The sequence below is a fragment of the Kitasatospora sp. NPDC058184 genome, from assembly GCF_042883725.1.
Lineage (GTDB): Bacteria > Actinomycetota > Actinomycetes > Streptomycetales > Streptomycetaceae > Kitasatospora.
Window position 1 is genome coordinate 144965 of the sequence record NZ_JBHVVE010000003.1, and the last position, 25643, is coordinate 170607.

A 25643-nucleotide genomic window follows, 5' to 3' on the forward strand; every position below is an offset into this window, starting at 1 on the left:
CCGCCGGCGCGGCCGGCTTCCACCCCGGGCCCCTCGGCCCTCCGGCCCCCTGGCCGGGGTGCCGCGCGGGGCCGCGCCGCCCGGGGGGCGGGCGGGGCGCCGCGACCCCCGGCAGCATCGCCCCGACGAACGGCTCGGACGCTCCCGGGGCGGTCCGACCTCCGAGAGCCAACAAACAGTGCCGGAACGGCTGAACCCGCACTCTGACGACGACCTCCCTGCTGGCTCGCCCGCCATGACTTTCACCACGGGATACGAAGACATCGGTGCTCAGTTCGTGAAGGGCTACTACGCCCACTTCGACGAGGGCGGCGAGTCCCGTGCAGGCGTGGCGGGGGTTCTACGCGGAGGACGCGCTGCTCACCTTCGAAGGCCAGCAGGTCCAGGGACGACAGGCCATCGAGGCGAAGCTTCGGGACCTCGTCTCCTGAGCGACGTCGACAGCCAGCGGCTGTCCGACGGGGGCGTGCTCATCGTTGTCGTCGGCAAGCTCGGATTCGACGACTCGGCCGTCGACTTCACCGAGACCTTCGTGCAGACGCTCACCGGCAACCACCTCTCCCTCAGCCACCACGTCTTCCGGCTGGCTTTCTCGCCCGCCTGGCGGAGGTGGCTCTGGAGCCGAGCCGCACCTGGGCGCGGACGGCCGCTGCCGCCCGCTGCCCCCGGCCGTCACGCCGCGACTGCGGGCGGACCACCCGCAGTTGGAGCCCGTGGGGGAGAAGACCCGCCTCCCGCGAATCGAACCGGCCCCGGCCCCGCACAGGAGCGGGGGAGGGCCCGGCCGGAGGGGTGGCTTGGAGTCGTGCACGGGCGCGAGGCCGGGGACGCCGTCGGCGACCGGACTGCCGAGAGGGGTCCGTAAGGGCGCGCGCGGGCTCTGGCCATGGACGGCGGAGCGGGAAGTCGGCGGGGCCGACTTCTCACGCGAGGCGTTCGGGGGCGGTTGTGAGGTGCCGGCCGCCGTGGGAGCGGACGCGGGCGGGGCCGGGGTGCAGGGCGTCGAGGACGCGGACGGCGTAGACCTCGGCCATGCCGTCGGCGACCTCGTCGGGGGTCAGCCAGGCGATGGCGGTGGACTCGGAGGAGAGCCGTTCGGCGCCGCCGGTGGGGTGGCAGCGGAAGACCAGGGCGACGACGCCACGGGCCATGTTCTTGTAGACGCCCGTGAGTTGGTCGACGCCGACCTCGATGCCGGTCTCCTCTCGGATCTCGCGGCACAGGCCGTCCTCAACGGTCTCGGCGAGTTCGAGGACGCCGCCCGGCGGCTCCCAGGCGCCGTTGTCGGCCCGCCGGATCGCCAGCACGCGCCCGTCCTCGCGAACGACCACTCCCGCGACGGACACGGAGTGGAGCGCTGCGGGGGAGGAATCGGCGGCGCCGTCCCCGCAGCCATTCCGGCCGCCGCAGTTCATGGTGGTGCCTCCTGGTTCAGCGGTGGAGCAGGAAGTCGGCGGGGCCGACTTCCTATGCGCGGGCCGGGTCGGTGGGGATGGTGTTGCCCCGGGACCAGAGTTCCTCGATGTGCTCGGCGAAGCGGTCGAACATGCCGTTCTCCTCGCTGCGTCGCAGGTGCATCAGCGGGGAGTCGTGGCCGACGGTGCGGGCCAGGTGCGGGGTGACCAGGGCGTGTTCGTCGAAGCGGAAGACGGACAGGCCGATGTGGTTCGGGCCGTCCTCCGGGGAGCTGAAGCGCGCCTCGACGCCCTGGCTGCCGGAGAGCTTGGCCAGGTGCTCCAGCGTGACCCGGATCCGGGTGGACACGGTGAGGGCCACGTCCTCGATCCGCTCGCGCCGGCGCGTCGTCCCGGACTCGGGATCGCCGAGGAGGAAGCGGATACGGCAGCCGCTCTCGGCCTTGCGCCGCAGGGTCTGGAGGAGGGCGGGCTGCTCCAGCCAGACGAAGTAGTTGGTGTACCCGGCGAGGAAGACCTCGGACCGCGCCTCGGCGATCAGCTGCGCCCAGACCGACTGAGGGCAGGCCGACCGGTGCGGATAGACGGCGAACACCTCCCGGTCGTGCCCGGTCTTGACGTTCGCCCGGACGCTGTTGGGCCAGATCACTCGTTCATCAACCCCTGAAGCCGCGCAGACATCGATACGGTTCCGCTGATGCGGCACCAGCGCCGCATCGGAGAGCCGGCGTTCCACTGTCCCAGGCGTAAGAAGCCGTTGGCGGGTCTCCTGGAGGAGCGGGAGCCGGCCGCGCGCGAGCGCGTGGAGGGGCTTCGGGAGGCGGCGGACCGGGTACTCGCCGAGCTCGCCGAAGCGGAGACGGCCCGGACAGGCAGGTGAAGCCGGCCCGGAAGCCGGTGATTCCTCCGGGCCGGTGCCCGCGACGAACGCTCCCGCAGGAGTCTCCCCACCGAGGGCCCGCGCGATCGGGCTCGATCGTCCCGGTGTGGCGTCCCGCGCTTTCCACGGACGCGCTCGCTCCCCACCGCCAGCGCGTCCTCGCCACGCTCACCGGGCAAGCACCCGGCGGGAAGCCGGTGATGTCCTGTCAGAAGATCAACTTCCGTACTCGGACTGGAACCGGTTCCGGCTAGTGTGGAAGGAGTTCGATCGAGGATGAAGCGGCCGGCCGACCGGGGGTGGGCCGACGAGCCCGCCCCGGGACGGTTCACGCTCGCCGCCGGGCCGGCCGGCGGCTCATGGGCCTCGTCATCGGCCACGGCACCATCCGCTCATGCACGGCGGGGCCGCGAATCGTCTCGTCCTCGCGTGATCGCCAACGAAAGAGCAACCGATGCAACCGATTGTCCTGTTCGACCTGGACGGCCTCTTGATCGACTCCGAGCCGGTCTGGGACGCGGCAAAGCGTGACGTGTTCGGTCCGCTTGGCCTGCACCTCACAACGGAGATGCAGGCGGCGACGCGCGGGCTGCGGCAACGGGACATGGTGGCCTACTGGTTCGATCGGGCCACCATTCAAGCCGACCCCGACGACGTCGAGCAGCAGATCGTGGCCGCCGTGTGCCGCAGGTTGGAGGGAGTGGCGCTGAAACCCGGCGCCGAACACGCCGTCGCGGCGTGCGCGCGCGCATCGAGGGCGATGGCCGTCGTGTCGTCTTCGCCGGAGTCGGTGATTCGGCATGCGCTCGCGAGCACCGGCCTTGACCGATCCTTCGATGCCGTGTTCTCGGCCGAAGACGACGAACACGGCAAGCCCCACCCGGGCGCCTATCTCCGCGCAGCCGCCGCCCTCGGCGCGTCACCCGACGAATGCGTCGTGATCGAGGACTCGCTCAACGGCGTCCTCGCCGGCGTGTCAGCCCAGATGACGGTCGTCGCCGTTCCCGAGGCCGCTGATCGCAGTGATCCTCGCTTCGCGATTGCCACGCTGGTACTGGAGTCCCTCGAGGATCTCGATACCTCTGTATTCGGCGCGTATGTGTCCGGGGGGAGCCGGGACGCCACGTGGGCATCGCGTGCTGTGGATCCTCAACCGTTCCGCGAACCGGATCGTGCTGTATGACGCCCTCGATCGTGGGTTCGGGCCTTCACGGGTGAAGGCCCGAACCCGCCACCCCGGGACGGTTCACGCTCGCCGCCGCTTCACCCGGTTGTGGGCGCCTCCTTGGGGGTGATCGGGGTGGCGGCCGCCGGCCTGGCAGGATGACGGCATGGAACGAGTGCTCGGCATCGGCGGATACTTCCTGCGGGCCGCTGACCCGGCGGCGCTGGGCGCCTGGTACCGCGACTGCCTGGGGCTGGACGCCGACGAACACGGCCTGTGGCAGCAGGAAGCCGGGCCGACGGTGTTCGCGACGTTCGAGTCCGGGACCGACTACTTCGGGCCCCGTGGCCAGCAGACCATGCTCAACTTCCGCGTCCGCGACCTGGAGGCGATGCTCGCCCAGCTGCGCGCCAAGGGCGCCGACGTCGCCGAGGAGACCCAGGAGATGGACGGCGTCGGCCGGTTCGGCTGGGTCACCGACCCCGAGGGCAACCGCATCGAGCTCTGGCAGCCCGCCTGACCGCGCCGCCGCGGGCATGCCTCCGGCCCGGCGCGGAATCCCGCGCCGGGCCGGAGGCGTGCCTGCCGCCCCTGCGGCTACTTCGGGGTGTACCAGCTGAACTCGAGGATGGTGTCGTTGTAGTCGGCGTCGTCGCCGTTCTCGGCGACGAGCACCATCAGGTTGTAGGCGCCGATCTCGTACGGGCCACCGGAGTTGAGCTTGCTCGGCCTGAAGTCTCCCTCGGCCGAGGCGAACTCGAAGGTGGCGGTGAGGCCGGCCTGCCCGGTGATGGTCTGCTGGCCGATGACGGCGTTGCGCTCGCCGGTCCCGCTGAACGCCAGGTCGACGACGCCGTCCTTGCTGGTGAGCTGCACCTTCTGGACGTTGGACGAGTTGGTCTTGGCCTTGACGGTGACCTGGGCGCCGGCGGGCAGGCTGATCTCGGCGGTGTTGCCCTTGACGAGGACGTAGGCGTCGGACATGGGATTCCTTCGTTCCGTGGGGAGTTCTCGTGGTGATCGCCGCTCACGCTAGCCGCGCCGCGATCGATTCCAAGGAACTCTGTTCCGGAATAACACTTTCGAGGGAACGATCTTGACATCGGGCGCCAAGTGCCAACCCCCACAAGGAAGGTGGGGTTCTCTGGGGGTTCCTCTCGGGGGCAACCCGGATGTCGGCCCGGGCCGCCAGGCCCGACACTCGGTCCATGCGCATCACACGGGCCGGTTGGGCCGTCATGACGGTGCTCGCCACCCTCATCGCCGTGATCTCCGCCAAGTACTTCAGCTTCGACCCCGCGGGGTTCTTCGAGCAGCAGCGCGCCACCTACCTGAGCCACGAAGTCCCGCTCTACATCCACATCTTCGGCGCGATCACCGCACTCGCGGTCGGGCCCTGGCAGTTCTCCGCCCGCCTGCGCGAGCGCCGGCCGCGCCTGCACCGCCGGATCGGCGTCGTCTACCTGATCGGCTGCCTGGTCGGCGGGGTGGGCGCGCTGCTGCTGGCGCCCGTCGCGTACGGGGGAGCGGTCGCGAGGCTCGGCTTCGTCGGCCTGGCCGTGGCCTGGCTGGTGACCGGCAACGCCGGGCTGCGGGCGATCCTCGACGGCCGGGTGGCCGACCACCGCCACTGGATGATCCGCAGCTTCGCGCTCACCTTCGCCGCCGTCACGCTGCGCCTGATGCTGGTCGCCGCGACCGCCGCGCACCTGGACTTCCGCACCTCCTACACCGCCATCGCCTGGCTGTGCTGGGTGCCCAACCTGCTGCTCGCCTGCTGGTTCACCCGCCCCCGCCGCGCCGTCGCGGAGGTGGTCACAGGTCAGTAGGGGTGCTTGTTGGGCCTGTCCCTCCACGCGTCGTACGGGACCTTGCCGAGTTTGCGGAAGCTCTGCTCCATGTGGATGCTCCGCTTCTCGAAGTCCTTGTACTGGTGCTCGTCGCTGAACCCGATCTCCGCGGTTTCGTCCAGGTTCCGGCTGAAGTAGACGGCGTCGAACCGGGACCAGTAGATGGCGCTCATGCACATCGGGCACGGCTGGCCGCTGGTGTAGATCTCGCAGCCCTTGAGCATCCGGGCGCGGAACGGCTCCTTGTCCGACGGCTCGCTCGGGATGAGTTCCAGCGTGCTCTCCCGCTCGGCGACGGTGGGCTTCCCGGTGTCGGGGACCGGGGTGTCGGGCGCAGGGGAGCCGGCGGCGGGGGAGTCGGAGCAGGCGGCGACCAGGCGGACCCCGGCGCCGAGCGCGAGGCGGCGCGGGGCGTTGCACCGGCCGATGACGCGGGCCGCGGCGTTGAACTGCCGGAACGTGCCGAGGTGACGGTTGCCCGTGTTTCCCCCGTGGACGGCTTCCTTGATCGAACCGGGGGATTCCAGCCCCGGCTAGCCCGGTCGGGCAGCGGTGTTCCCCCGCCCGGGTAGCCGGTACGGCGGGCCTCCGCGCCGGAGTCGGGGGTTCGGGTACGGATCGGGCTCGACGCGGGGAACGGCCCCGCGTCGACGCACCCCGAGCCGCAACCCTCAGGAGCCCCCGTGGCCCGTATGAAGTCCCTCGTCCTGACCGCCCTCGCCGTCGCCGTCACCGGTGTCCTGGCCACGGGCACCGTGGCCGCCGTCGCCGACGGCAAGCCCAGCCACAAGCCCGTCGGAGAGCCCGTCGGAGAGCTGGCGGGCAAGCCGGTGGGCAAGCCCAACGTCAAGCCGACCGTCGTCGTCCCGCACGGCCCGGCCGCCGTCAGCCCCGCACTGATGGCCGCGCACGACCAGGTCGTCGGCGACTGGATCGACGTGGCCCCCGGGGACAACGGGGTCGCCATCGTCAGCTGTCCGTCCGGGGAGGTGCCCACCGGCGGTGGCGGCCAGACCAGCGCCTTCCGGATCTTCGTCACCGACTCCTACGCGACCGACAACTCCTGGGTCGTGCGCGGCACCAACACCGGCACCGGGACCGAGTCCATCCGCGCGACCGCCGTCTGCACCGCGCTCTGACCTTCCGGCCGGCCCTCCGGCCGCACCCGTACGACGAACGGCCCGGGCCCGGGCGGTGGTTGCCAGGGCCCGGGCCGTTGCGTCGCCCGGCTACTTCGGCGCCGGCAGCAGCCCCAGGCCCGAGACCGGCCCGAGGTGGGCGAGCTTGTCGGGGTTGGACACGGCGTGGACGGACCGCACCGCGCCGTCGGCGTCGATGTCCAGCTCGATGACGCCGGCCACGCGCTGCTCCGCGTCGTACACCACCGCGCCCGGGCGGCCGTTGACCCGGGCCGGGACGAGGCGCGCGCCCAGGCGGCGGACCCGGCGCAGGCCGCCGACGAGCAGCTGGGCGACGCGGCGCGGGTCGGTGAGGGAGTGGGCCAGCGCGCGGGCCTTGCCGCCGCCGTCGCCCTGGAACACCACGTCGGGGGCGAGCATGCCGAGCAGGGCGTCCAGGTCGCCGCCCTCGGCGACCTCGAAGAAGCGGCGGGCCAGCTCCTCGCCCTCCGCGCGGCGGGCCGGGGCCGGGGTAACGGCCTCGTCCTCGCGCGCCGCGGGCGCCAGGCGCTTCCTGGCGCGGGCGAGGATCTGACGGCAGTTCGCCTCGCTCTTCCCCACCATCTCCGCGACTTCCGGGTAGCCGTACCCGAAGGCCTCGCGCAGCGTGAACACCGCGCGCTCGACCGGCGAGAGGGCCTCCATCAGCACCAGGAACGCCATCGACAGGGTGTCCGCCAGCTCGGCGTGCTCGGCCGGGCCGGGCCGCTCGGCGGTGGTGACGACGGGCTCGGGCAGCCACTGGCCGACGTAGGCCTCGCGGCGCACCCGGGCGGAGGTGAGGTGGTTGATGCCCAGGCGGGTGACGGCCGTGGTCAGGTACGCCTTGGGGTCGGCGATCGCGGTGCCGGCCCGGTCGGCGCGGGTGAAGCCGAGGAAGGCGTCCTGGACGAGGTCCTCGGCGTCGCCGACCGAACCCGTCATCCCGTACGCGATGGAGAACAGCAGCGGACGGTACCCGGCCACGCCCGCCGCACCCGCCGTACCCGTCATGTGGACCCCCCGCCTGCCCCGCGACCGTGGCCAGCAGGCTATCCGAGGCCCGCCGGAGCCCACCGGCGGGTGGTGCGGCGCAGGTCACGGAGCCCGGGCGGCCGGGGGATGTCACAGAACGGCGGGCCGTCCTGTCTCAAGGGGCAGCAAACGGAACAGCGACCGAGGAGCACGCCATGGAACCCCGCCTCAACCCCTTCGCCAGCCCCGTCATCGGCAAGGTCCTCAAGCACCTCATCGCGGCCAACAAGCCCATCGCCGAGTCGGCCCTGCCGTACACCGTCCAGGAGTTGGTGCGGCTGCGCGCCAGCCAGATCAACGGCTGCGGCGCCTGCATCGACATGCACTTCAAGGAGGCCGTGCACGCCGGCGAGGACCCGGTGCGCCTCAACCTGGTCGCCGCCTGGCGCGAGGCCACCGTCTTCACCGAGGCCGAGCGCGCCGCGCTGGAACTCGCCGAGCAGGGCACCCGGCTCGCCGACGCGGCCGGCGGGGTGAGCGACGAGGCGTGGGCGAACGCCGCCGAGCACTACGACGAGGAGCAGCTCGCGGCGCTGGTCTGCGCGATCGCGCTGATCAACGCCTTCAACCGGGCCAACGTGATGATCCGCCAGCCCGGCGGCGGCTACGAGGTCGGCATGTACCACCACTGACCGGCGCGGCTCCGGGCCCCGCTCCTTCCCCAACCGGCCTGCCGGGTACGGCCGGTGGGGAGGCCGGGGCCCGGGCGGTGCGCCGCCCGCCCGGGGCGGCGCACCCGTCGCGTTCCACCCGATGGACCGTCAGTACGGACTGTTACGATCTTGGTCCGGGTGAACCGCCCGTTCCGGGAACCGAGGGAGACGTCCATGTCCGAGGAATCGACGCGCCGGATCGTCGTGCTGCGCCACTCCAAGGCCGAGCACCCCGACGTGGACGACCACGAGCGCCCGCTCGCCGAGCGGGGCCGGGAGGACGCGCCGGCGGCCGGACGCTGGATCGCCGGCGCCGGCATCACCCCCGACCTCGCGCTGGTCTCCACCGCCGTGCGGACCCGTGAGACCTGGAGGCTCGCGGCCGCCGAGCTCCCGGTGGTGCCGAAGACCGTCGCCGAGGAGCGCGTGTACGAGGCGAGCCTCGGGGAGCTGATCGCGCTCCTCAACGAGCAGTCCGACGAGGTGCGGGACCTGGTCCTGGTCGGCCACAACCCCGGCGTCCACGCGCTGGCCGACGCCCTGGCGGGCGAGGCCGAGGGGGACCTGCTGGCGCGGATGAACCGCTCCGGCTTCCCGACCTCGGCCATCGCGGTCCTGGAGTTCCAGGGCAGCTGGAAGGCCGTCGAGCACGGCGTCGGCCGGCTCACCGCCTTCTGGACGCCGCACGCCTGACACCCGCACCGCAAGGCACCCAAACCGCCCGAACACGGCTGTGCCGCCCGGCAGTTCGCCGGGCGGCAGCATCGGGCCGGGGTCAGCGGCGCGGCCCGGCGACGTGGTCGCTCAGCCGGATGACGGTGATCTCCACCTGGCCGTGCCCGTCCTCCCAGCCCGCGACCGGTTCGCAGTCCTCGTCGTCCAGGCCGAAGGCCGTGGTGTCGGCGGACACGGGCATCAGGCCCGTCTCCCCGTCGGTGCAGAAGTAGCCGAGGTGGGTGCGCAGTTCGGGGTTCCCGATCACGGAAAGCTCCTCCTCCCACTCCTCCTCGGGCTCCGCCGTGAAGGGCATCAGCTCCCCGGGGGTGCGGCCGGTGGCGAAGGCCGTGCACAGGGCGTCCAGGAGGGTGCCGTCGGAGACGAGCAGGGGAGCGTAGACCTCCCAGGTACCGGCCAGGGCCGGGTCGGTGAGGTCGACGCCATACCGTTCCAGCAGCGGGGCGAGGTCGGCGCCCCGCAGCAGTCCGGGGCTGAAGCAGGCGGCCTCGACGGCGGCGGCGAAGCCCTCGGGGAGATGCGCCCCGGCGTCGGACGGCCGGAACTCGAACACCGAGCGGCTCGGGTCGAAGACCGGCGTCCCCTCGGCCTCGTCGAACAGGTGGAGCCGGGAGACGAACGGCTCCTCGCCGCGCAGCGCCGCCGGGCGCACCCAGGCGTGCTCGCGCCGGAAGCCGGTCTCGTACAGCAGGTTGCCGGTGACGCAGGCGGCGTAGACCGCGTCGGGGTCGTACTCCGCGAGGGGGCGGCCGAGCAAGGCGGCGAAGGCGTCGGCGAGTTGGCGGTCCCAGTCGGCATCCGCGGGCGCGGTGGGGTGGTAGGTCATGGCGGCACGGTAGCGGCGCCCGCCGACAGCGGCCGGGCCCGGGTCCGGGGCGCGGGCCAAGGCCGCGCCTACAGCAGCAGCGCCGCCACCGCCGCCGGTGTCCAGTGCCCGGCCGCGCCCGGGCGGGTGGCGAGGTAGCCGGCCGTGCGCCAGGGGCCCCAGCCGTGGGACTCGGCCAGGCCCGCCGCCAGGGTGCGCAGGTAGGGCGGGGTGGGGGCGTTGAGCTCGGCGCCGGCCACGCCCCGGGCGGCGGTGAAGGTCAGCAGCGGGTGGCCGTCCGACTCGCCGACGTGCAGCAGGGTTTCGTAGCGGCCCGGGCCCACTTCGGCGCGCCCGGCGGCGAGCACCGGGGCGAGGTCGAGGTCGGTGCCGGGGGAGCGGCGCATCTCCTGGGCGGCGATGTCGCTGAACTGACCGATCGTCACCAGATAGGCCCGGCAGGGGACTTCGCCGGGAAGGCCCGGGTCGTAGAAGGCCGAGCCGCCGCCCCAGGTGAGCGAGTGGTCGGCGAAGTAGAGCACGCCCGGCAGTACGGTGGCCACCGCCCGGCGCGGCGGGCGCGGGTCGCGGCTGCCGGGGTGGGCCTGCGCCCCGCCGTCGGGGCGGCCGCCGCGCAGGTAGCGGGCGAGGCGGGCGGCGTGCAGGTTCGAGCCGTACGCCACGTACCAGACGAGCACCTCCCCGCCGCTCTCCGTACCGTTCTCCCCGCCGCCCTGCCCGTCACGGTCCAGGTCCCGGTCCCGGTCTCGCCCAGCCGAATCCCAGTCGGGCGCGCCGCTGCCCAGCCCGCTCACAGGAAGGAGCCGCGGTGTGGGCTGCGAAAGACTCCCACAGGAATATGTGAAAACCGTGAACACGCCAGTGATCCGACCAGAACCCCCCGATTCGGCAGCGGCCCCTTCACTACTGGTAGCGAATCGGTCGCCATGGTGTTCATCACTCTTCTCGCTCCCGTCGCACCGCTCCGGTATTCGGCGATTACTCTTCACCAGCGAAAACGATCGGAAACCAGCGAAATAGCATTCGATTCATACCGTTGCTGCCCTCGCGTGGCATCGATGATGAGAATTTTCTTTGATCGATTCCTCACTGCATCCAGCCGACTCCCAGCGGAGTCATGGTGAGTGGGCGCACCCAGCAGGTGACAAAGGCGTCACCCCGCGTGATACCCGTACGCGCCCCCAGGACCCCGGAGCCAAGGAACCCATCCATGGACGCACGCCACGAAACGGCCGGCCCCGGCACGCTGCACCGCCCGAACCCGGGCCCCGTGGCGGGCTGGCCGGCGGCCCAGCCCGCCCACCCCCGCAGCCTGCTCGACATCATCGCCGCCACCGCGCAGGCGCACCCCGGCGCGCCCGCGCTCGACACCGGCGACACCGTCCTCGACTACCGCGCCCTGCTGCACGAGGTCGAGACCCTCGCCGGGCAGCTGGCCGGCCACGGCATCGGCCGCGGCGACCGCGTCGGGGTCCGCATCCCCTCCGGCACCGCCGACCTCTACATCGCGATCCTCGCCGTCATGCGCTGCGGCGCCGCCTACGTGCCCGTCGACGCCGACGACCCCGACGAGCGCGCCGAGATGATCTGGCAGGACGCCGCCGTCTGCGCCGTCCTCGGCCCCGGGCGCGCCCTGCACGCCCCCACCGACGCCCGCCCCTCGGGCCGTCCGGCCTGGCCCGCCCCGGCCGACGACGCGTGGATCATCTTCACCTCCGGCACCACCGGCCGCCCCAAGGGCGTCGCCGTCACCCACCGCAGCGCCGCCGCCTTCGTCGACGCCGAGGCCCGCCTCTTCCTCCCGCAGCAGCCGCTCGCCCCCGGCGACCGCGTCCTGGCCGGCCTGTCCGTCGCCTTCGACGCCTCCTGCGAGGAGATGTGGCTCGCCTGGCGCCACGGCGCCTGCCTGGTGCCCGCCCCCCGCTCCCTCGTCAAGGCTGGCACCGACCTCGGGCCCTGGCTCGTGAACCGGCGCATCACCGCCGTCTCCACCGTCCCCACCCTGCTCGCCCTGTGGCCGCAGGAGTGCCTGGACGCCGTCCGCCTGATCATCGTCGGCGGCGAGGCCTGCCCCGCCGAACTCGTCGACCGCCTCGCCACCGGCGGCCGCGAGTTCTGGAACACCTACGGCCCCACCGAGACCACCGTCGTCGCCACCGCCGCCCGCATGCTCCCCGGCCAGCCGGTGCGCATCGGCGCCCCCCTCGACGGCTGGGAGATCGCCGTCGTCGACCAGGCCGGCCACCCCGTCCCCTGGTACGAGACCGGCGAACTGCTCATCACCGGCGTCGGCACCGCCCGCTACCTCGACCCCGCCAAGGACGCCGAGAAGTTCAGCGCCCACCCCGCCCTCGCCTCGCCCCGCGTCTACCGCAGCGGCGACCTCGTGCGCAACGAACCCGAAGGCCTGATCTTCCTCGGCCGCGCCGACGACCAGGTCAAACTCGGCGGCCGCCGCATCGAGCTCGGCGAGATCGACGCCGCCCTCCAGGCCCTGCCCGACGTGCGCGCCGCCGCCGCTGCCGTCCGCAGGACCCCCGCCGGCGCCGACCTGCTCGTCGGCTACCTCGTCGCCCGGCCCGGCACCACCCCCGACCTCGCCACCGCCCGCCGCCGGCTGCTGGAGCGCCTGCCCGCCCCGCTGGTGCCCGTCCTCGCCCTCGTCGACTCCCTGCCCACCCGCACCTCCGGCAAGGTCGACCGCAACGCCCTGCCCTGGCCGCTCGCCACCACCGGCACCGCCCCCGCCGCCCGGGCCCTGGACGGCACCGCCGGCCGGCTCGCCGCCCACTGGGAGCGCCTGCTCGGCACCGCCCCCGGCCCCGACGACGACTTCTTCGCCCTCGGCGGCTCCAGCCTCACCGCCGCCCGCCTCGTCTCCGAACTGCGCACCCGGCACAACGGCGTCTCCGTCGCCGACCTGTACGCCCACCCCGTCCTCGCCGACCTCGCCGCCCACCTCGACACCCTCGCCCCGGCCGCCGCCCCCGAGGACAGCGCCGTCGGCGCTGCCGCCTCCTCCGCCGTCCGCGGCCGCACCGTGCGCCGCACCCCCCGCAGCGCCGGCCTGTGGCAGACCCTCCTGCTCCTCGGCATGTTCTCCCTCGCCGGACTGCGCTGGATCCTCCTCCTGATGGCCCTCGACAACCTCACCGGCAGCCACCTCGCCTGGGCCCCCCACAGCTCCTGGTGGCCCGTCGGCGCGGGCCTGCTCCTCCTCTACAGCGCCCCCGGCCGCACCCTGCTCGCCGCCGCCGGCGCCCGCCTGCTCACCGCCCGCATCCGCCCCGGCAGCCACCCCCGCGGCGGCCACGTCCACCTGCGCCTGTGGGCCGCCGAACGCTACACCGCCATGTTCGGCACCGCCGCCCTCGCCGGCACCCCCTGGGCCCCCCGCTACGCCCGCGCCCTGGGCTGCCGCGTCGGCCCCGGCGTCCAGCTCCACACCCTGCCCCCCGTCACCGGCCTCGCCCGCATCGGCGCCCACGCCTCCGTCGAACCCGAAGCCGACCTCGCCGGCTGGTGGCTCGACGGCGACACCCTCCACCTCGGCCGCATCGACATCGGCGACGGCGCCCGCATCGGCCACCGCGCCACCCTCATGCCCGGCGCCCGCATCGGCGCCGGCGCCGAGATCGCCCCCGGCTCCTGCGTCACCGCCACCACCGCCGTCCCGCCCGGCGCCCACTGGACCGGCTCCCCGGCCCGCCCCGACACCACCGCCCCCGCCGACTGGCCCACCGCCCCCGCCCCCGCCCCGCGCGGCTGGAACCTCGCCTACGGCGCCGCCTTCGCCCTCTTCGGCCTCGTCCCGATCCTCGCCGCGCTGCCCGCCCTGGCCATCGTCTACCCGATGATCGACAGCGACGCCACCCTGCTCGGCGCCCTCGTCCAGCTCCTGCCCGCCACCATCCCGCTGGCCGCCCTCACCGTCGTCTGCTACGCCACCCTCATAGCGCTCCTCGTGCGCCTGCTGTCCCTCCCGCTGCGCCCCGGCCACCACCCCGCCACCGGACGCGTCGCCTTCTGCGCCTGGGCCGTCAGCCGCCTCAGCGACACCGCCCGGCGCACCCTCTTCCCCTTCTACGCCAGCCTCTTCACCCCGGTGTGGCTGCGCCTGCTCGGCGCCCGCGTCGGACGGCGCGTCGAAGCCTCCACCGTGCTCGCCCTGCCCAGCCTGATGCGCGTCGACGACGGCGCCTTCCTCGCCGACGACACCCTCGTCGCCCCGTACGAGCTGCGCGGCGGCTGGCTCCGCCTCGGCCCCGCCCACGTCGGACGCCGCTCCTTCGTCGGCAACTCCGGCATCGTCGGCCCCGGCCGCCACCTGCCCGACAACTCCCTCGTCGGCGTCCTGTCCGACACCCCCGCCCACGCCCCCGAAGGCTCCTCCTGGCTCGGCCGCCCCGCCTTCGCGCTGCCCCGCGTCGCCGACACCGGCGCCGACGCCCGCACCTACAACCCGCCCCGGCGCCTGATGTGGGCGCGCGCCGGCGTCGAACTCTGCCGGCTGCTGCCGATCGTCCTCGCCGCCCTGCTCGGCGACCTCGTCCTCGCCGCCCTGCAGGAACTGCGCGACGACTACGGCCTGGCCGTCGCCCTCGGCACCGCCGGACTCGTGCTCACCGCCGCCGCCGTCGTCGCCTGCGCCGTCACCACCGCCGCCAAGTGGCTGCTCGTCGGACGCTTCCGCGTCGCCGAACACCCCCTGTGGTCCTCCTTCGTGTGGCGCAACGAGCTCTACGACACCTTCGTCGAGGAACTCGCCATGCCCTTCGGCGGCCACACCATCACCGGCACCCCCTACCTGAACGTGTGGCTGCGCAGCCTCGGCGCCCGCATCGGCCGCGGCGTGTGGTGCGAGACCCACTGGCTGCCCGAGACCGACCTGGTCACCGTCGAGGCCGGCGCCAGCGTCAACCGCGGCACCGTCCTGCAGACCCACCTCTTCCACGACCGCGTCATGCGGCTGGGCCCCGTCCACCTCGCCGCCGGCTCCACCACCGGCCCGCACTCCATCGTGCTGCTCAACGCCTCCCTCGGGGCCGGCAGCACCGTCGGCCCGGCCTCCCTGGTCATGCGCGGCGAGAACGTCCCCGGCGGCGGGCGCTGGCTCGGCAACCCCGTCGCCGCCTGGGACGCCGACCCCACCCCGCCCGCCGGCCGGCGCCGCCACCGGGCCACCGCCGGGGTGTGACGCGAATCACTCCGGTGGGGCGATGAGTTCGCGGTGCGGTCACGGTCTACCTCCGTGACCGCACCGCTTCTCCTTTCCCGCCCTCCCGAGAGGAACCGCCCATGACCGCCGCCCCCGCCGCGAAGACCGCTGCGAAGACCGCCGTGAAGACCGCGGAGACCGCCGCGAAGGCCCCCGCCGTAAAGGGCCCCGCCTCCTATTTCCCCTCCATCGAGAAGAAGTACGGCCGCCCGGTCGAGGAGTGGAAGGACCTCATTCGCGCCTCCCCGCTCGCCAGGCACATGGAGCTCGTCGCCTGGCTCAAGACCGAGCACAACATCGGCCACGGCCACGCGAACGCCCTCGTCGCCCACGCCCTTGCCGAAAAGTCCTCCTGAGAGGGCCACTTGATGCGATCATCGACGGCATGAAGGTACTCGTGATCGGAGCCTCCGGCACACTCGGCAGCGCTGTCGCCACCGCCCTGGAGAAGGAGCACCAGGTCGTACGGGCCTCGCGCAGCGGCCCGGTGACGGTCGACCTGGAGGACTCCGACTCCCTGGACGCGCTCTTCGCCGGCCTGCCCGACCTCGACGCGGTCGTCTGCTGCGCCGTGTCGGGCCCGATGGTCGACTTCGCCACGGCGACCGACGAGGAGTTCCTCGCCGGGCTGCAGGGCAAGCTGCTGGGCCAGATCGCCCTGGCCCGGCGCGCCCAGCACCACCTGCGCGACGGCGGCTCCATCACCCTCACCGGCGGCACGTTCACCACCCCGATGGTCGGTGGATCGCTGGGCGCCGTCATCAACACCGGGCTGGAGGGCTTCGTCCGCAACGCCGCCGCCGAACTGCCCCGCGACCTGCGGATCAACCTCGTCAGCCCCGGCTGGATCGCCGAGACGCTGCAGCTCCTCGGCCGGGACCCGGCCCCGGGCATCCTCGCCGTCGACGCCGCGCGCTCCTACGTCACCGCCGTGGAAGGCCGGACGAACGGGGAGACCCTGCTCCCCTGAACCGCCGAGCCCGCGCACAGGAAGTCGGCCCGGCCGACTTCCCGCGCACGGCACCCGGAGCGGCGGGTGTCACGGGGCGGCGGGGGTCACGGGCGCCGGGCCACGAAGACGAACTCCCGCCCGGGCCGGTCGGGAGCGTCGCGGACCTCCTCCAGCACGTAGCCGTGGGCGGCCAAGTCCCGCTCCACCTCCGCCCGTTCCCGGAAGCGCAGCGTCGAATCCGACGTCAGCACCTGCCCGTCCACCGCGAACACGTACGTCCACCGGAACGTCACCAGCGGCCCGCGTACCCCGACCAGGTCGACCCAGCTCTCGACGGCACCCGCGCCCGGGACCTCCGTCACCCGGTGGGAGCGCTCGCGCGTCCACTCCTCCCAGGCGCGGGCGCCCGGATCGCGGGTCTCGAAGACCAGCCGCCCGCCCGGCCGCAGCGCCGCGAAGGCCCCCCGCAGCGTCCCCCGCCAGGCCCGCGGACCGGCGATCGCCTGGGCGACGTTCGCCGTCATCGTCGCCAGATCGGCCCGCAGCGGCGGCAGGTCCGTCGCGTCGCCGTGGATCCACCGCACCCGCCCGCCGCCCGGTTTGGCGCGCGCGACCTCCACGGAGGCCAGGGCGGGATCGACGCCGACCACCTCGAACCCGCGGCCGGCCAGCAGGAGCGCGAACACCCCCGTGCCGCAGCCGATGTCCAGCACCCGGCGGGCCCCGAACTCCCGTGCCATCGCCAGGTAGGCGTCGAGGTCGCCGCGGTCGGGGTCGAGCGGGTCGTAGAGCGCGGCGAGCCGCGGGTGCCCGAAGCATGCGTCAGCCATGGGACGACCGTAGGCGAGGCCCCGTCCGGCAGTGGACAGGTCTACACCATTTCGTCCAGGGCTGGCCGAATCCGGCCTCCCGCCCGCCGCCCCCGCCACCCGCTCGCCCGGGTGCTCAGCAGTCCCGCGAGCGCCTGCGGCCACTCCCGCCCGGGCCGTCGGGTTCCGGCCGAAGGCCCCGGCGCCGCTTGTCCGTCGGCGAACCGACGAGGAAGAGTAGGAGCACCGCCGGCCGGCGATCGTGTCCAACTCCCCGCACAAGAGAGGACATTGCCATGACCGACGACGTGTACGAGCCCCCGGTGATGATCGAACTCGGCGACTTCGCGGACCTCACCCGGGGCTTCGACATCGGCAACCAGTCCGACGTCCACGGCTACTACCTCGCCCCCTGAGGACCGCGCCGTGAACGGCCACCGGCGGACCTGGTTCGTGGTCCTGCCGGACACCGACGCAGCAGCCGCGGTGGCCGCGGTGTGGGGCACGGCCGAGCGCCGTGCCCTGCACCACCCCAGCGGCCGCCCCTGGATCCTCGGCCACTGGCCGGCCGACGAGGCGGTCACCGCCCAGGCCGGACCGGTCGCGCTGGCCGTGTTCGGCACCAGCGACACCGACACCCACCAGCTGCGCCGCCGCGCCGAACACCTCCGCGACCCGCGCGACGCCCTCGCCCTCACCCACACCGACGGCCCGGCCGGCAGCCACCACCTGATCGCCACCGTGCGCGGCACCGTCACCGCCCGCGGCTCGCTGTCCGGACTCCACCGCCTCCACCTGGCCGAGGTCCACGGCGTCCCCGTCCTGTCGGACCGGGCCGACGTCCTGGCCGCCGCGGCCGGCCTCGCCCCGTCCACCGAACGCCTCGCCCTGCGCCTCGCCCACCCCCTGCCGCACCCCGCCGACACCCTGCCCCTGTGGCCCGGCATCATCCCCGTGCCACCGCACCACACCGCCCTGCTCGCCCCCGGCGGCCCCGCCCGCACCCTCGCCCACTGGCAGCCGCCCGCCCCCGAACGACCCCGCGCCGAAGCCGCGACGGCCCTGCGCCACGCCCTGCACCGCGCCGTCGCCGCCCGCACCCGCGACGGCGGCCTCGTCGCCGCCGACCTGTCCGGCGGCCTCGACTCCACCCCCCTGTGCTTCCTCGCCGCCACCGGCCCCGCCGACCTGCTCACCGTCACCATCGGCTCCCTCGACCCCCACCACGAGGACGCCCCCTGGGCCGACCGCGCCGCCCGCCACCTGCCCGGCACCCGGCTCGTCCTGCCCGCCGAGGACCTCCCCGCGATGTTCGCCGACACCGACACCCCCGGCCCCCAGGGCGACGAACCGTTCGCCTGGACCCGCACCAGGGCCCGCGACGAGGCCGTCGCCCGCCTCCTCGCCGCCCGCGGCGCCCGCCTGCGCATCAGCGGCGAAGGCGGCGACGAAGTCCTCCAGGCCCTCCCCGCCTACCTGCGCACCCTCGCCCCGCGCCACCCCGCCACCGCCGCCCGCCACCTGCGCGGACACCGCGCCCGCCTGCGCTGGAAACTGCCCGACGCTCTCGGCGCCCTCGCCGACCCCCTCCCCTACCCCGCCTGGCTCGCCCACGCCGCCGACCGCCTCACCCACCCCGCGCCGCCCACCACCCAACTCCTCGGCTGGGGAACCGAACCCCGGCTGCCGCCCTGGGCCACCCCGCACGCCGCCGCCCTGGTCCGCGACCAGCTCAAGGCCCTGCGGGACGCCCGGCCCCTGGCCCCGCAGCACGCCCAGCACCAGGTCCTGCGCATGGTCCGGCACAGCGCCTCCGCCATGCGCCAGCTCGTCGACGCCACCGCCCGCGCCGGCACCCCGTACAGCACACCCTTCCTGGACGACCAGGTCCTCGACGCCTGCCTGGCCGCCGACCCCGCCACCCGCGGAACCCCCTTCGCCTACAAGCCCCTGCTCACCACCGCCCTCGCCCCGGACGTCCCCGCCGACCTCCTGCGCCGCACCGGCAAGGGCGACTTCACCCCCGACGCCCACCAGGGCCTCGCCCGCCACCGCGCCCGACTCGCCGCCCTCACCGAGGACAGCGCCCTGGCCCGCGCCGGCCTGATCGACCCCGACGCCCTGCGCCAGGCCTGCCTCGGGCTCTACCCCACCGGCACCCCCTACGCCGCCCTGGACGCCACCCTCGCCTGCGAACACTGGCTGCGCGCCCACGGCAGCCGCCACCGCACCGCCGCCACCACCACCGGAGGGACCTGATGCCCGCCCAGCTGCGCCCCGACGTGACGCTCACCCCGACCGACGACGGCGCCGTCCTGCTCGACGAGCGCTCCGGCCGCTACTACCAGCTCAACCGCACCGCACTGCTCGTCCTGCGCTCCCTGCTGGACGGCCGCACCGCCGAGGAGACCGCCGCCGACCTCAGCGCCCGCCACCCCGTCACCGCCGACCGGGCGCGCGCCGACGTCGACCGGCTGCACGAGACCCTGCGCACCGCCGGACTGGTCACCACCGGACCGGGCGCCGGCGGACCGGCCGGCACGGGATCGGGCACGGCCGGATGAGCCTGCACGCCCACGCCACCCGCGCCGGCCGCCCGCCCTGGCACCGGCGGCCCGCCGCCCTCGCGGCGATCGGCGCGGCCCGGCTGATCGAGCGGCTCCCCCCGGCCCGCATCCGCCGGGTGATGCTCGCCCTGCGCCGCGGCGCCCGGCCCGCCGACCGCGCCGAGGCCCTCGCCGCCCGGCAGGCCGTGGTCGCCCTCAGCATGCGCTGCGCCGGCCAGGGCTGCCTCCAACGCTCCATCGCCGCAGCCCTGTTGTGCCGCACCCGGGGCGCCTGGCCGACCTGGCGCACCGGCGTGCGCACCGCCCCGTTCCGCGCCCACGCCTGGATCGAGGCCGAGGGCGGCCCCGTCGACGAGCCCGCCGAACTCGCCCACTTCCACCCGCTGATCACCATCGCCCCGGAGCCCCGGCCGGGCTGGTGACCGGCGGAGGGCCTGCCGCCGTCCGCCCGGCTTCCCGCGGGCGGCAGGGGGCGCTACCGGTGCGGGGACGGGACGCCGGCGGCGCGCAGCCGGGCCTCGGTGAGCGCGGTCAGCCGGGCCGAGACCGGGGTCTGGTCGTCGCGGTGGCGGTCGATCAGCCGGTACTGGGTGGCGGCCCTGGCCCAGGCGCGCAGGCCGGCCGGGTCGCCCAGCAGGGCGGGGTTGGCGAGGTAGTGGTCGGCCATGGCGGCGGCGAGCTCCTCGACCCTCGGATCGTCCGGCTCCCAGGCCTCGGCCTCCTGGCCGCGTCTGGTCAGCTCGACGAACCCCGGGTCGTCCAGGCGCAGTTCGAGCTGGGCGAGGAGGCCGTCGAAGCCCTCCGGCACCAGCGCCCGCGCCAGCACCAGGGCCTCGCGCTGCGCCGCCACGTAGTCGGGGCCGAAGCCAAGCCCGGGCATCCGCTCCAGGACCGCGCAGGCGCGGTCGGGCAGCAGGGCCCGGTCGCCGTCGGCGAGCCGGTGCAGGGTGTCGCGGCGCGCGGTCAGTTCCGCGATCCGCTCGGTCAGGCGCCGCTCCACGTCGGCGAGGGCGGTGGCGAACCGCTCGCCGTCGGCGTCGAGCAGCGGCCCGACCTCCGCCAGCGGCACCCCGGCGGCGGCCAGCGTCCGGACCTGCACCAGCCGCAGCAATTCGCCCGACCCGTACCGCCGGTAGCCGGAGGCGTCGCGCAGCGGCTCCTCGACCAGCCCCTGCCGGTGGTAGTGCCGCACCGTCTTCACCGTGACGCCGACGTACGCGGCCGCCTGCCCGATCGTGACTCCGTTTGCCATCCGTTCAGCCTGCCGTACGACCGGATGCCGTGGGGCCGGGCCCGGTGCCGAACACCTCGTCGACGAGCCGTCGCTGGGCGCTCTGGAACGCCGCGGCGACGGACACGTCGGCGTCGTCCACGTAGGTCAGCCCGGCGGTCAGGGTGGTGCCGCCGTCCGGCGAGCCGTACATCAGCGCGGCCGAGCCGATGGTGGCGCCGTTGTGGTGGAAGACGGTGCCCGTGTCCGTGGCCTGGGCGAAGATCCCCAGCCCGTAGCCGACCGTCGCCTCCGGCGCGCGCATCTCGGCCAGCAGGCCGGGCGGCAGCAGCCGGCCGCCCATCAGCGCGGAGAAGTACACGTGCAGGTCCCGGGTGGTCGAGATCATGTCGCCGCCGCCCGAGACCCAGGACGGGTTGTGCCGGGTGACGTCGACCGTCCGCTCCCGCCCGGCGTCCTCGTAGCGGTAGTAGCTGCGGCCGTGCGGCTCGGGCACCTCCGGCGAGGCGCCCGGGGCCACCGTCCCGGTCAGCCCCAGCGGCTCCAGGACCAGCCGCCGCAGCTCCTCGGCGAACGGCCGGCCGGTGACCCGCTCGACCACCAGCCGGGCCAGCACGTAGTTGGTGTTGGCGTAGCTCCAGCGCGCCCCCGGCGCGAACCGCGCCGGCCGGGACAGCGACAGCCGCACCAACTCCTCGGGCCGGTAGGTGCGGAAGCGGTCCTCCACCCACTCCCGGCCCCGCCACGGGACCCCCGGCACGAACGTCCCGTCCTCCTCCAGCTCGCCGGTGTGGTTGAAGATCCCGCTGGTGTGCTGGAGCAGCATCCGCACCGTGATCCGCCGGTCCAGCCCGAACCCGGGCAGGTGGTCGCCGGCCGGGTCGTCCAGGGCCAGCCGGCCCTCGGCCACCAGCATCAGCACCGAGGTCGCGATGAAGCTCTTGGTGACGCTGCCGACGCGGAAGTGTCCGTCGGCCGGCGGCCTCTCCTCGCGGCCCAGCTCGCGGGACCCGGCGGTGCCGACCCACTCGCCGTGCGCGTCGTTCACCCGCACCTGCACGCCGAGGAAACCGGATCCGGCGATCTCCTCGACCGCCCGTCGCAGCTCCGGGCGGTCCGGGCCGTGGGCGGAGTGGTGGGTGGAGTGGTGGGTGGTGGACATGCTGCCCCCTCGTATCGCGGGGCCCGCGTCGTCGGGCCCGATGGGAGGAGCCTCCACCCTGACCCAAGGTCAACCTCAACCGTGTTCCGGCTCACAGGCGCGGCCCGCCCACGCGAGGCGGGAGGCGCGGGAGGCGGGGCGCGGCGCCGGGCGGGGTGGACGGGGGAGCCCGGAGGCCGGGGCCGCCGTCGGCACGATCGGGAAGGCGGCGGCCCCGGCCCCGGTACGGGTTTCCGTACGGGCGGGGCATCGACCGCGGGGTTGCCCGTACGGCTGCGGTCGGCACCCATTCCACGACTTCAACAGGACTTGAAGTCAAGCCCCGCCCGAGGCGAGGCCCCGCCCGAGGGTGCCGCTCCGGGGCCGGGTAGCCTCGCTCCCGGCGGGGGCCCGCGGGGGACGGACACGTACACAACGGACAAGACGGACAGGGGCGGGCGGATGACGGAGCAGCACACGTACTGGCGGGCGTCGGACGGTTCGGCGGTCAGCGCCAGCCAGGCGCACATCGTGTGGACCAGGGCGGCCTACCCGGCCCTGGTGGAGGTGGCGCGCCGCTACCACGCGGTGATCAGCTACCCGGACCTGGCCGAGGCGGTGCAGGAGGCCTCGGGGGTGCGCACCCGGATCAACCAGCGGCACTGGATAGGCAAGGTGCTGGCCCTGGTGATCCGTGAGGCGCACCGGCGCGGCGACCCACCGCTGACGGCCCTGGTGGTGCACGCCACCGACGGCAAGGTCGGGCCCGGCTACCAGGAGGTGCTGGCGGTGGCCGGACAGCCGCCGGTGGCCGCCGAGATGGACCGCGAGCAGCACGCGGCCGCCGCCCGCCTGGCCTGCTACCGGCACTTCGCCGCCGACCTGCCCGCCGACGGCGGCACGCCGGCCCTGGCCCCGCGCCTGCGGGCCTCGGTGGAGCGCAAGGCCGCCGTCGCCGCGCCGCCGCGCCCGCCGGCGATCTGTCCGAGCTGCTTCCTGGAGCTGCCCGCGACGCGGGTGTGCGACTCCTGCGGGGCGACCGTCGCGCCCTGAGCACCACCGGTGAGCGGACGTCCCGCGCGGACATCCGGAGCGGAGGCCCCGGGCGGACGCCACGTCACACGGCGGCGGGCAGCCGCCCGGGCATCTGCCAGCCCTCGGCGAGGCGGGAGGGGGCCAGGCGCCGCCCGTCGCCGAAGAACTCGCAGAACTTCATGATCAGCGGGTCCCAGCCGACCGGGTCGACGTAGTGGTCGCTGCCGGGCACCAGCAGGCTCTCCTCGACGTGGGCGCGCACCACCGTCACCTCGAAGGCGGTGCGCCCGCCGCCCGCCAGCGCCGTCGCCGACTCCACCCGGCACTCCAGCTGCACCGGGCACTCGGCGGCGCGCGGCGCCCGCACCAGCTCGCCGGGCACCTCGGTCAGCCCGGCGGCCTCGAACTTGCGCCGCTCGTGGCGGTAGCCCTGCCGCAGCCGGTACTCGGCGATCCGCGGCTTGGCGGTCAGCAGCGCGAGGGCGTCCACCGCGTCCACCTGCGCGGAGGACGCCAGGTTGAGCACGCACTCGCCCTCGCGCCGCAGGTTCTCGGCGGTCTGCGAGCTGTCGCCCAGGCCGAGCACGCACGACTGCCCCAGCCACCAGGCCGAGGACATCGGCATGAGGTTGGCGCTGCCGTCCTCGTTGCGCGAGCCGATCAGCACCACGGGGGTGCCGAAGTACAGGACCTTGAGATCGATGACCTTGTGCACGGGAGACTGCCGTCCTCGGGAAATGGGGAACCGTTGCCGGTCACCGACTCTGCCGCCGCCCGGACGGGGGCGCTGGCGGTGATCGGACATCGAGTTCCGGAGGATGCGACTCCGGTTTCCCGAGGACGGCGTCCGCGCCCCGGCGACGGGCGGGACGCGGCGGCCCGCCGTCAGCCCACCGGCCCCCGGGCGGAGACCAGCCGGGCCCGGCCGTCGCGCAGCCGGTAGGACAGGCCCACCACGGCCACCTTCCCCTCGGCGATCCGCGCCGCCAGCGCCTGCGAGCGCTCCACCAGCAGGTCCACGGTCTGGCGGATGTGCTCGTCCACGATCCCGTCCCGGTCCTCGATGCCCGCCGCCCTGGCGGACAGCACGCTCGGGGTCACCCGCTCCACCACGTCCCGGACGAAACCGCCCGGCAGCTGCCCCTGCTCCAGGGAGTCCAGCGCCGCCGCCACCGCACCGCAGGAGTCGTGCCCCAGCACCACCACCAGCGGGCAGTCCAGCACGCTCACCCCGTACTCGATGCTGCCCAGCGCCTCCGCGCCGGTGACGTGCCCGGCGGTGCGCACCACGAAGAGGTCGCCCAGGCCCTGGTCGAAGATGATCTCGGCGGCCAGCCGGGAGTCCGAGCAGCCGAACAGCACCGCGAAGGGCCGCTGCGCCGGGGCGAGCGCCGCGCGGCGCCCGGCGTCCTGGTTGGGGTGCTCGGGGTTGCCCGCCACGAACCGGGCGTTGCCCTGCATCATCACCCGCAGCGCCTGGGCGGGGTCGGTCAGGAAGTCGTCCGTCGGACCGTCGAGCCGGGTGGGCTCGGGGCTGGGTATCGGTGTGGGGATCATGCCTGCACCCTAGATCGCCGCAGGTGGAGCCCGCAGCCGGGGGTCAAGGGCCGGACGGCCCCATGGACGGCCCCATGGACGGTCCCGAACGGCCCCGTACGGCCGTGTACAGCCCCGTACGGCCCTGTTCGGTCCGTCCCGGGCGGCTACCGGGCTACCGGGCCGGCGGTTCCGGCGGAGCCGGCGGTTCCGGGGCGGGGCGCAGGGCGAGGACGGTGACGTCGTCGCGGCTGCTCCCGCCGCTCCAGCGCCGGGCCCGCCGGTCGAGGGCCTCGGGCAGGGCGTCGGCGGGGACGGCGGCGAGGTCGGCCAGGCCCCGTTCGACCGGGTAGAACGCGCCGGAGGCGTCCTGGGCCTCGGTGATGCCGTCGGTGAGCAGCACCAGCACCCCGTCCCCGGGCAGGGCGAAGCACCGCTCGGGGCGCGGTTCGCCGGTGGTGGCCAGGGCGGCGAGGCCGAGCGGGAGCCCGGCGTCCAGGGGGACGGGCTCCACCCGGCCGTCGGGGCGCAGCAGGTAGGGGGAGAGGTGGCCGCAGTTGACGGCCCGCACCTCGGTGGCGCGGCCCCCGTCGTCGGTGCCCTCGTCGTCGGTGCCCCCGTCGTTGCTGTCCGGGGCGCGGACGCAGAGCACGGTGGCCGTGACGAACCGTTCCTGCTCGCCGCTCTGCTCCGCGTAGGCGTTGTGCCGCTCCACCGCCGCCTCCAGGGCGTCGGCGACGGCGGTCAGCCGCGGCTCGCGGAAGGCCGCCTCCCGGAAGGCGCTCAGCACCGCGAAGCCCGTCCCGATCGCGAGCAGGCCCTTGCCCTGGACGTCGCCGACCAGCACCCGGGTGCCGTGCGGGGTGTCGGCGACGTCGTACAGGTCGCCGCCGACCATGGCGTCCTGCTCCAGCGGCCGGTACAGCCCGTCCAGGCGCACGTCCGGGGTGGTGACGGGCAGCGGGCGCAGCAGCTGGCGCTGGAGGGCGACGGCGACCTGCCGCATCCGCGACAGCTGCCGCTCGCGCCGCACCCGCCGCGCGCACAGGCCGATCACGGCGGCCTCGGCGGCGACCACGCCCAGCAGGGTGCCCAGGCGGGCCGGCAGGTCCCCGGGCGGGAACAGCACCGAGTGGGCCACCACCACGGCGGTCACCCACACCGAGGCCGCCACCGTCTGGGCGACGGTGCCCAGGCCCGCCAGCAGCGCGGGCAGGAACACCAGCAGCAGCACCAGGCGGGCACTGGTGCCGCTGACCGCCTGGACGAGCAGCACGGCGACGGTCGCGGCCAGCACGCCGAGCACCACCGCCCGGTTGCCGGGCGCGCGCGGGGCGGTGGGCTGCTCGTCCTCGCCGTCCACCCCTGTCGCCCTCTCCGCCGTCCGGCCCCCGCTCCAGGGTGGTCGGCGCGGCGGGGCGGGCGCGAGCGGGCTGCG

General features: G+C 74.7%; 29 protein-coding genes. 16 read left to right on the plus strand and 13 right to left on the minus strand.

Annotated elements, in window-relative coordinates:
- Nucleotides 1–320 precede the first annotated feature (320 nt).
- Nucleotides 321–431 carry a ketosteroid isomerase family protein gene (locus ACFVXH_RS06925; protein WP_387820927.1) on the plus strand — a complete coding sequence of 37 codons (111 nt, stop codon included), beginning with the start codon at nt 321–323 and terminating at the stop codon, nt 429–431.
- Nucleotides 432–923: 492 nt separating this feature from the next.
- Here the strand turns inward: ACFVXH_RS06925 and ACFVXH_RS06930 are convergent, their stop codons facing one another.
- Both ACFVXH_RS06930 and ACFVXH_RS06935 read right to left on the minus strand, forming a co-directional pair.
- On the minus strand, nt 924–1415 hold the full coding sequence (locus ACFVXH_RS06930) for an NUDIX hydrolase (RefSeq protein ID WP_387820930.1): 492 nt from the start codon (nt 1413–1415) through the stop codon (nt 924–926).
- 52 nt (nt 1416–1467) lie between these two features.
- Nucleotides 1468–2064, minus strand: a complete 597-nt coding sequence (locus ACFVXH_RS06935) for a DUF5919 domain-containing protein (protein ID WP_387820933.1) — start codon at nt 2062–2064, stop codon at nt 1468–1470.
- 48 nt (nt 2065–2112) lie between these two features.
- Here ACFVXH_RS06935 and ACFVXH_RS06940 point away from each other — a divergent pair, with 48 nt between their 5' ends.
- The 3 genes from ACFVXH_RS06940 (at nt 2113) to ACFVXH_RS06950 (ending at nt 3980) form a co-directional block, all read left to right on the plus strand.
- Nucleotides 2113–2295: a hypothetical protein gene (locus ACFVXH_RS06940; RefSeq protein ID WP_387820936.1), complete on the plus strand. Its 183-nt coding sequence runs from the start codon at nt 2113–2115 to the stop codon at nt 2293–2295.
- Nucleotides 2296–2749: 454 nt separating this feature from the next.
- The gene (locus tag ACFVXH_RS06945) at nt 2750–3478 is read left to right on the plus strand and encodes an HAD family hydrolase (RefSeq protein WP_380781379.1); all 729 of its coding nucleotides are present in this window, start codon (nt 2750–2752) and stop codon (nt 3476–3478) included.
- A gap of 148 nt (nt 3479–3626) precedes the next feature.
- The gene (locus ACFVXH_RS06950) at nt 3627–3980 is read left to right on the plus strand and encodes a VOC family protein (protein ID WP_387820940.1); all 354 of its coding nucleotides are present in this window, start codon (nt 3627–3629) and stop codon (nt 3978–3980) included.
- A gap of 77 nt (nt 3981–4057) precedes the next feature.
- On the opposite strand, the gene ACFVXH_RS06955 is transcribed toward ACFVXH_RS06950, so the two are convergent.
- Nucleotides 4058–4444: a fucose-binding lectin II gene (locus tag ACFVXH_RS06955; protein WP_387820943.1), complete on the minus strand. Its 387-nt coding sequence runs from the start codon at nt 4442–4444 to the stop codon at nt 4058–4060.
- 224 nt (nt 4445–4668) lie between these two features.
- Here ACFVXH_RS06955 and ACFVXH_RS06960 point away from each other — a divergent pair, with 224 nt between their 5' ends.
- Nucleotides 4669–5289, plus strand: a complete 621-nt coding sequence (locus ACFVXH_RS06960) for a DUF2306 domain-containing protein (protein WP_387820946.1) — start codon at nt 4669–4671, stop codon at nt 5287–5289.
- Here ACFVXH_RS06960 and ACFVXH_RS06965 read toward each other — a convergent pair.
- Nucleotides 5283–5534, minus strand: a complete 252-nt coding sequence (locus ACFVXH_RS06965; protein WP_387820949.1) for a hypothetical protein — start codon at nt 5532–5534, stop codon at nt 5283–5285. The two genes, ACFVXH_RS06960 and ACFVXH_RS06965, sit on opposite strands and share 7 nt — an antisense overlap.
- Before the next feature lie 459 nt (nt 5535–5993).
- On the opposite strand from ACFVXH_RS06965, the gene ACFVXH_RS06970 reads away from it, so the two are divergent.
- The gene (locus tag ACFVXH_RS06970; protein WP_387820952.1) at nt 5994–6449 is read left to right on the plus strand and encodes a hypothetical protein; all 456 of its coding nucleotides are present in this window, start codon (nt 5994–5996) and stop codon (nt 6447–6449) included.
- Between the two features lie 90 nt (nt 6450–6539).
- Here ACFVXH_RS06970 and sigJ read toward each other — a convergent pair whose 3' ends face one another.
- A complete protein-coding gene (sigJ, locus tag ACFVXH_RS06975; protein ID WP_387820955.1) occupies nt 6540–7481 on the minus strand; it encodes an RNA polymerase sigma factor SigJ in 942 nt (313 codons plus the stop codon).
- A 176-nt stretch (nt 7482–7657) separates the two neighbouring features.
- Here sigJ and ACFVXH_RS06980 point away from each other — a divergent pair, with 176 nt between their 5' ends.
- Together ACFVXH_RS06980 and ACFVXH_RS06985 are read left to right on the plus strand one after the other, a co-directional pair.
- On the plus strand, nt 7658–8134 hold the full coding sequence (locus tag ACFVXH_RS06980) for a carboxymuconolactone decarboxylase family protein (protein WP_049650876.1): 477 nt from the start codon (nt 7658–7660) through the stop codon (nt 8132–8134).
- A 195-nt stretch (nt 8135–8329) separates the two neighbouring features.
- Nucleotides 8330–8848 carry a SixA phosphatase family protein gene (locus ACFVXH_RS06985; protein ID WP_380741820.1) on the plus strand — a complete coding sequence of 173 codons (519 nt, stop codon included), beginning with the start codon at nt 8330–8332 and terminating at the stop codon, nt 8846–8848.
- Nucleotides 8849–8930: 82 nt separating this feature from the next.
- On the opposite strand, the gene ACFVXH_RS06990 is transcribed toward ACFVXH_RS06985, so the two are convergent.
- Entirely contained in the window at nt 8931–9716 is a 786-nt protein-coding gene (locus tag ACFVXH_RS06990; protein ID WP_387820959.1) for a hypothetical protein, read from the minus strand.
- Nucleotides 9717–9784: 68 nt separating this feature from the next.
- Nucleotides 9785–10510: a histone deacetylase gene (locus ACFVXH_RS06995; RefSeq protein ID WP_387820962.1), complete on the minus strand. Its 726-nt coding sequence runs from the start codon at nt 10508–10510 to the stop codon at nt 9785–9787.
- A 416-nt stretch (nt 10511–10926) separates the two neighbouring features.
- Here ACFVXH_RS06995 and ACFVXH_RS07000 point away from each other — a divergent pair, with 416 nt between their 5' ends.
- The 3 genes from ACFVXH_RS07000 (at nt 10927) to ACFVXH_RS07010 (ending at nt 15904) form a co-directional block, all read left to right on the plus strand.
- On the plus strand, nt 10927–14913 hold the full coding sequence (locus tag ACFVXH_RS07000; RefSeq protein ID WP_387820965.1) for a Pls/PosA family non-ribosomal peptide synthetase: 3987 nt from the start codon (nt 10927–10929) through the stop codon (nt 14911–14913).
- 143 nt (nt 14914–15056) lie between these two features.
- Nucleotides 15057–15290 carry a DUF4287 domain-containing protein gene (locus tag ACFVXH_RS07005; protein ID WP_387821642.1) on the plus strand — a complete coding sequence of 78 codons (234 nt, stop codon included), beginning with the start codon at nt 15057–15059 and terminating at the stop codon, nt 15288–15290.
- A 29-nt stretch (nt 15291–15319) separates the two neighbouring features.
- On the plus strand, nt 15320–15904 hold the full coding sequence (locus ACFVXH_RS07010; RefSeq protein WP_049658590.1) for a short chain dehydrogenase: 585 nt from the start codon (nt 15320–15322) through the stop codon (nt 15902–15904).
- Nucleotides 15905–15990: 86 nt separating this feature from the next.
- Here the strand turns inward: ACFVXH_RS07010 and ACFVXH_RS07015 are convergent, their stop codons facing one another.
- The gene (locus ACFVXH_RS07015) at nt 15991–16716 is read right to left on the minus strand and encodes a class I SAM-dependent methyltransferase (RefSeq protein WP_387820968.1); all 726 of its coding nucleotides are present in this window, start codon (nt 16714–16716) and stop codon (nt 15991–15993) included.
- A gap of 275 nt (nt 16717–16991) precedes the next feature.
- On the opposite strand from ACFVXH_RS07015, the gene ACFVXH_RS07020 reads away from it, so the two are divergent.
- Genes ACFVXH_RS07020 through ACFVXH_RS07035 form a run of 4 tightly spaced genes read left to right on the plus strand, consistent with a single transcriptional unit; the run spans nt 16992 to nt 19684 of the window.
- Nucleotides 16992–17111, plus strand: a complete 120-nt coding sequence (locus ACFVXH_RS07020) for a lasso RiPP family leader peptide-containing protein (protein WP_107086612.1) — start codon at nt 16992–16994, stop codon at nt 17109–17111.
- 10 nt (nt 17112–17121) lie between these two features.
- Nucleotides 17122–18954 (plus strand): asparagine synthase-related protein, encoded by a 1833-nt coding sequence (locus ACFVXH_RS07025; protein WP_387820972.1) that lies wholly within the window; start codon nt 17122–17124, stop codon nt 18952–18954.
- A complete protein-coding gene (locus tag ACFVXH_RS07030; RefSeq protein WP_387820975.1) occupies nt 18954–19259 on the plus strand; it encodes a lasso peptide biosynthesis PqqD family chaperone in 306 nt (101 codons plus the stop codon). The genes ACFVXH_RS07025 and ACFVXH_RS07030 overlap by 1 nt, the downstream gene beginning before the upstream one ends.
- Nucleotides 19256–19684: a lasso peptide biosynthesis B2 protein gene (locus ACFVXH_RS07035; RefSeq protein WP_387820978.1), complete on the plus strand. Its 429-nt coding sequence runs from the start codon at nt 19256–19258 to the stop codon at nt 19682–19684. Before ACFVXH_RS07030 ends, ACFVXH_RS07035 begins: the two co-directional genes overlap by 4 nt.
- A gap of 53 nt (nt 19685–19737) precedes the next feature.
- Here ACFVXH_RS07035 and ACFVXH_RS07040 read toward each other — a convergent pair whose 3' ends face one another.
- Together ACFVXH_RS07040 and ACFVXH_RS07045 are read right to left on the minus strand one after the other, a co-directional pair.
- Complete coding sequence (locus ACFVXH_RS07040) at nt 19738–20514, minus strand: MerR family transcriptional regulator (RefSeq protein ID WP_387820981.1); 777 nt, start codon at nt 20512–20514, stop codon at nt 19738–19740.
- Between the two features lie 4 nt (nt 20515–20518).
- Nucleotides 20519–21655, minus strand: coding sequence for a serine hydrolase domain-containing protein (locus tag ACFVXH_RS07045; protein WP_387820984.1), 1137 nt, complete (start codon nt 21653–21655; stop codon nt 20519–20521).
- A gap of 441 nt (nt 21656–22096) precedes the next feature.
- On the opposite strand from ACFVXH_RS07045, the gene ACFVXH_RS07050 reads away from it, so the two are divergent.
- The gene (locus ACFVXH_RS07050) at nt 22097–22687 is read left to right on the plus strand and encodes a hypothetical protein (RefSeq protein ID WP_234348478.1); all 591 of its coding nucleotides are present in this window, start codon (nt 22097–22099) and stop codon (nt 22685–22687) included.
- Nucleotides 22688–22751: 64 nt separating this feature from the next.
- Here ACFVXH_RS07050 and ACFVXH_RS07055 read toward each other — a convergent pair whose 3' ends face one another.
- From ACFVXH_RS07055 to ACFVXH_RS07065, 3 genes are all read right to left on the minus strand, one after another.
- Nucleotides 22752–23384 carry a flavin reductase family protein gene (locus tag ACFVXH_RS07055; RefSeq protein ID WP_387820988.1) on the minus strand — a complete coding sequence of 211 codons (633 nt, stop codon included), beginning with the start codon at nt 23382–23384 and terminating at the stop codon, nt 22752–22754.
- 170 nt (nt 23385–23554) lie between these two features.
- Nucleotides 23555–24133 carry a carbonic anhydrase gene (locus ACFVXH_RS07060; RefSeq protein WP_049654174.1) on the minus strand — a complete coding sequence of 193 codons (579 nt, stop codon included), beginning with the start codon at nt 24131–24133 and terminating at the stop codon, nt 23555–23557.
- Nucleotides 24134–24380: 247 nt separating this feature from the next.
- Nucleotides 24381–25568: a PP2C family protein-serine/threonine phosphatase gene (locus ACFVXH_RS07065; RefSeq protein ID WP_387820990.1), complete on the minus strand. Its 1188-nt coding sequence runs from the start codon at nt 25566–25568 to the stop codon at nt 24381–24383.
- Nucleotides 25569–25643: the final 75 nt, after the last annotated feature.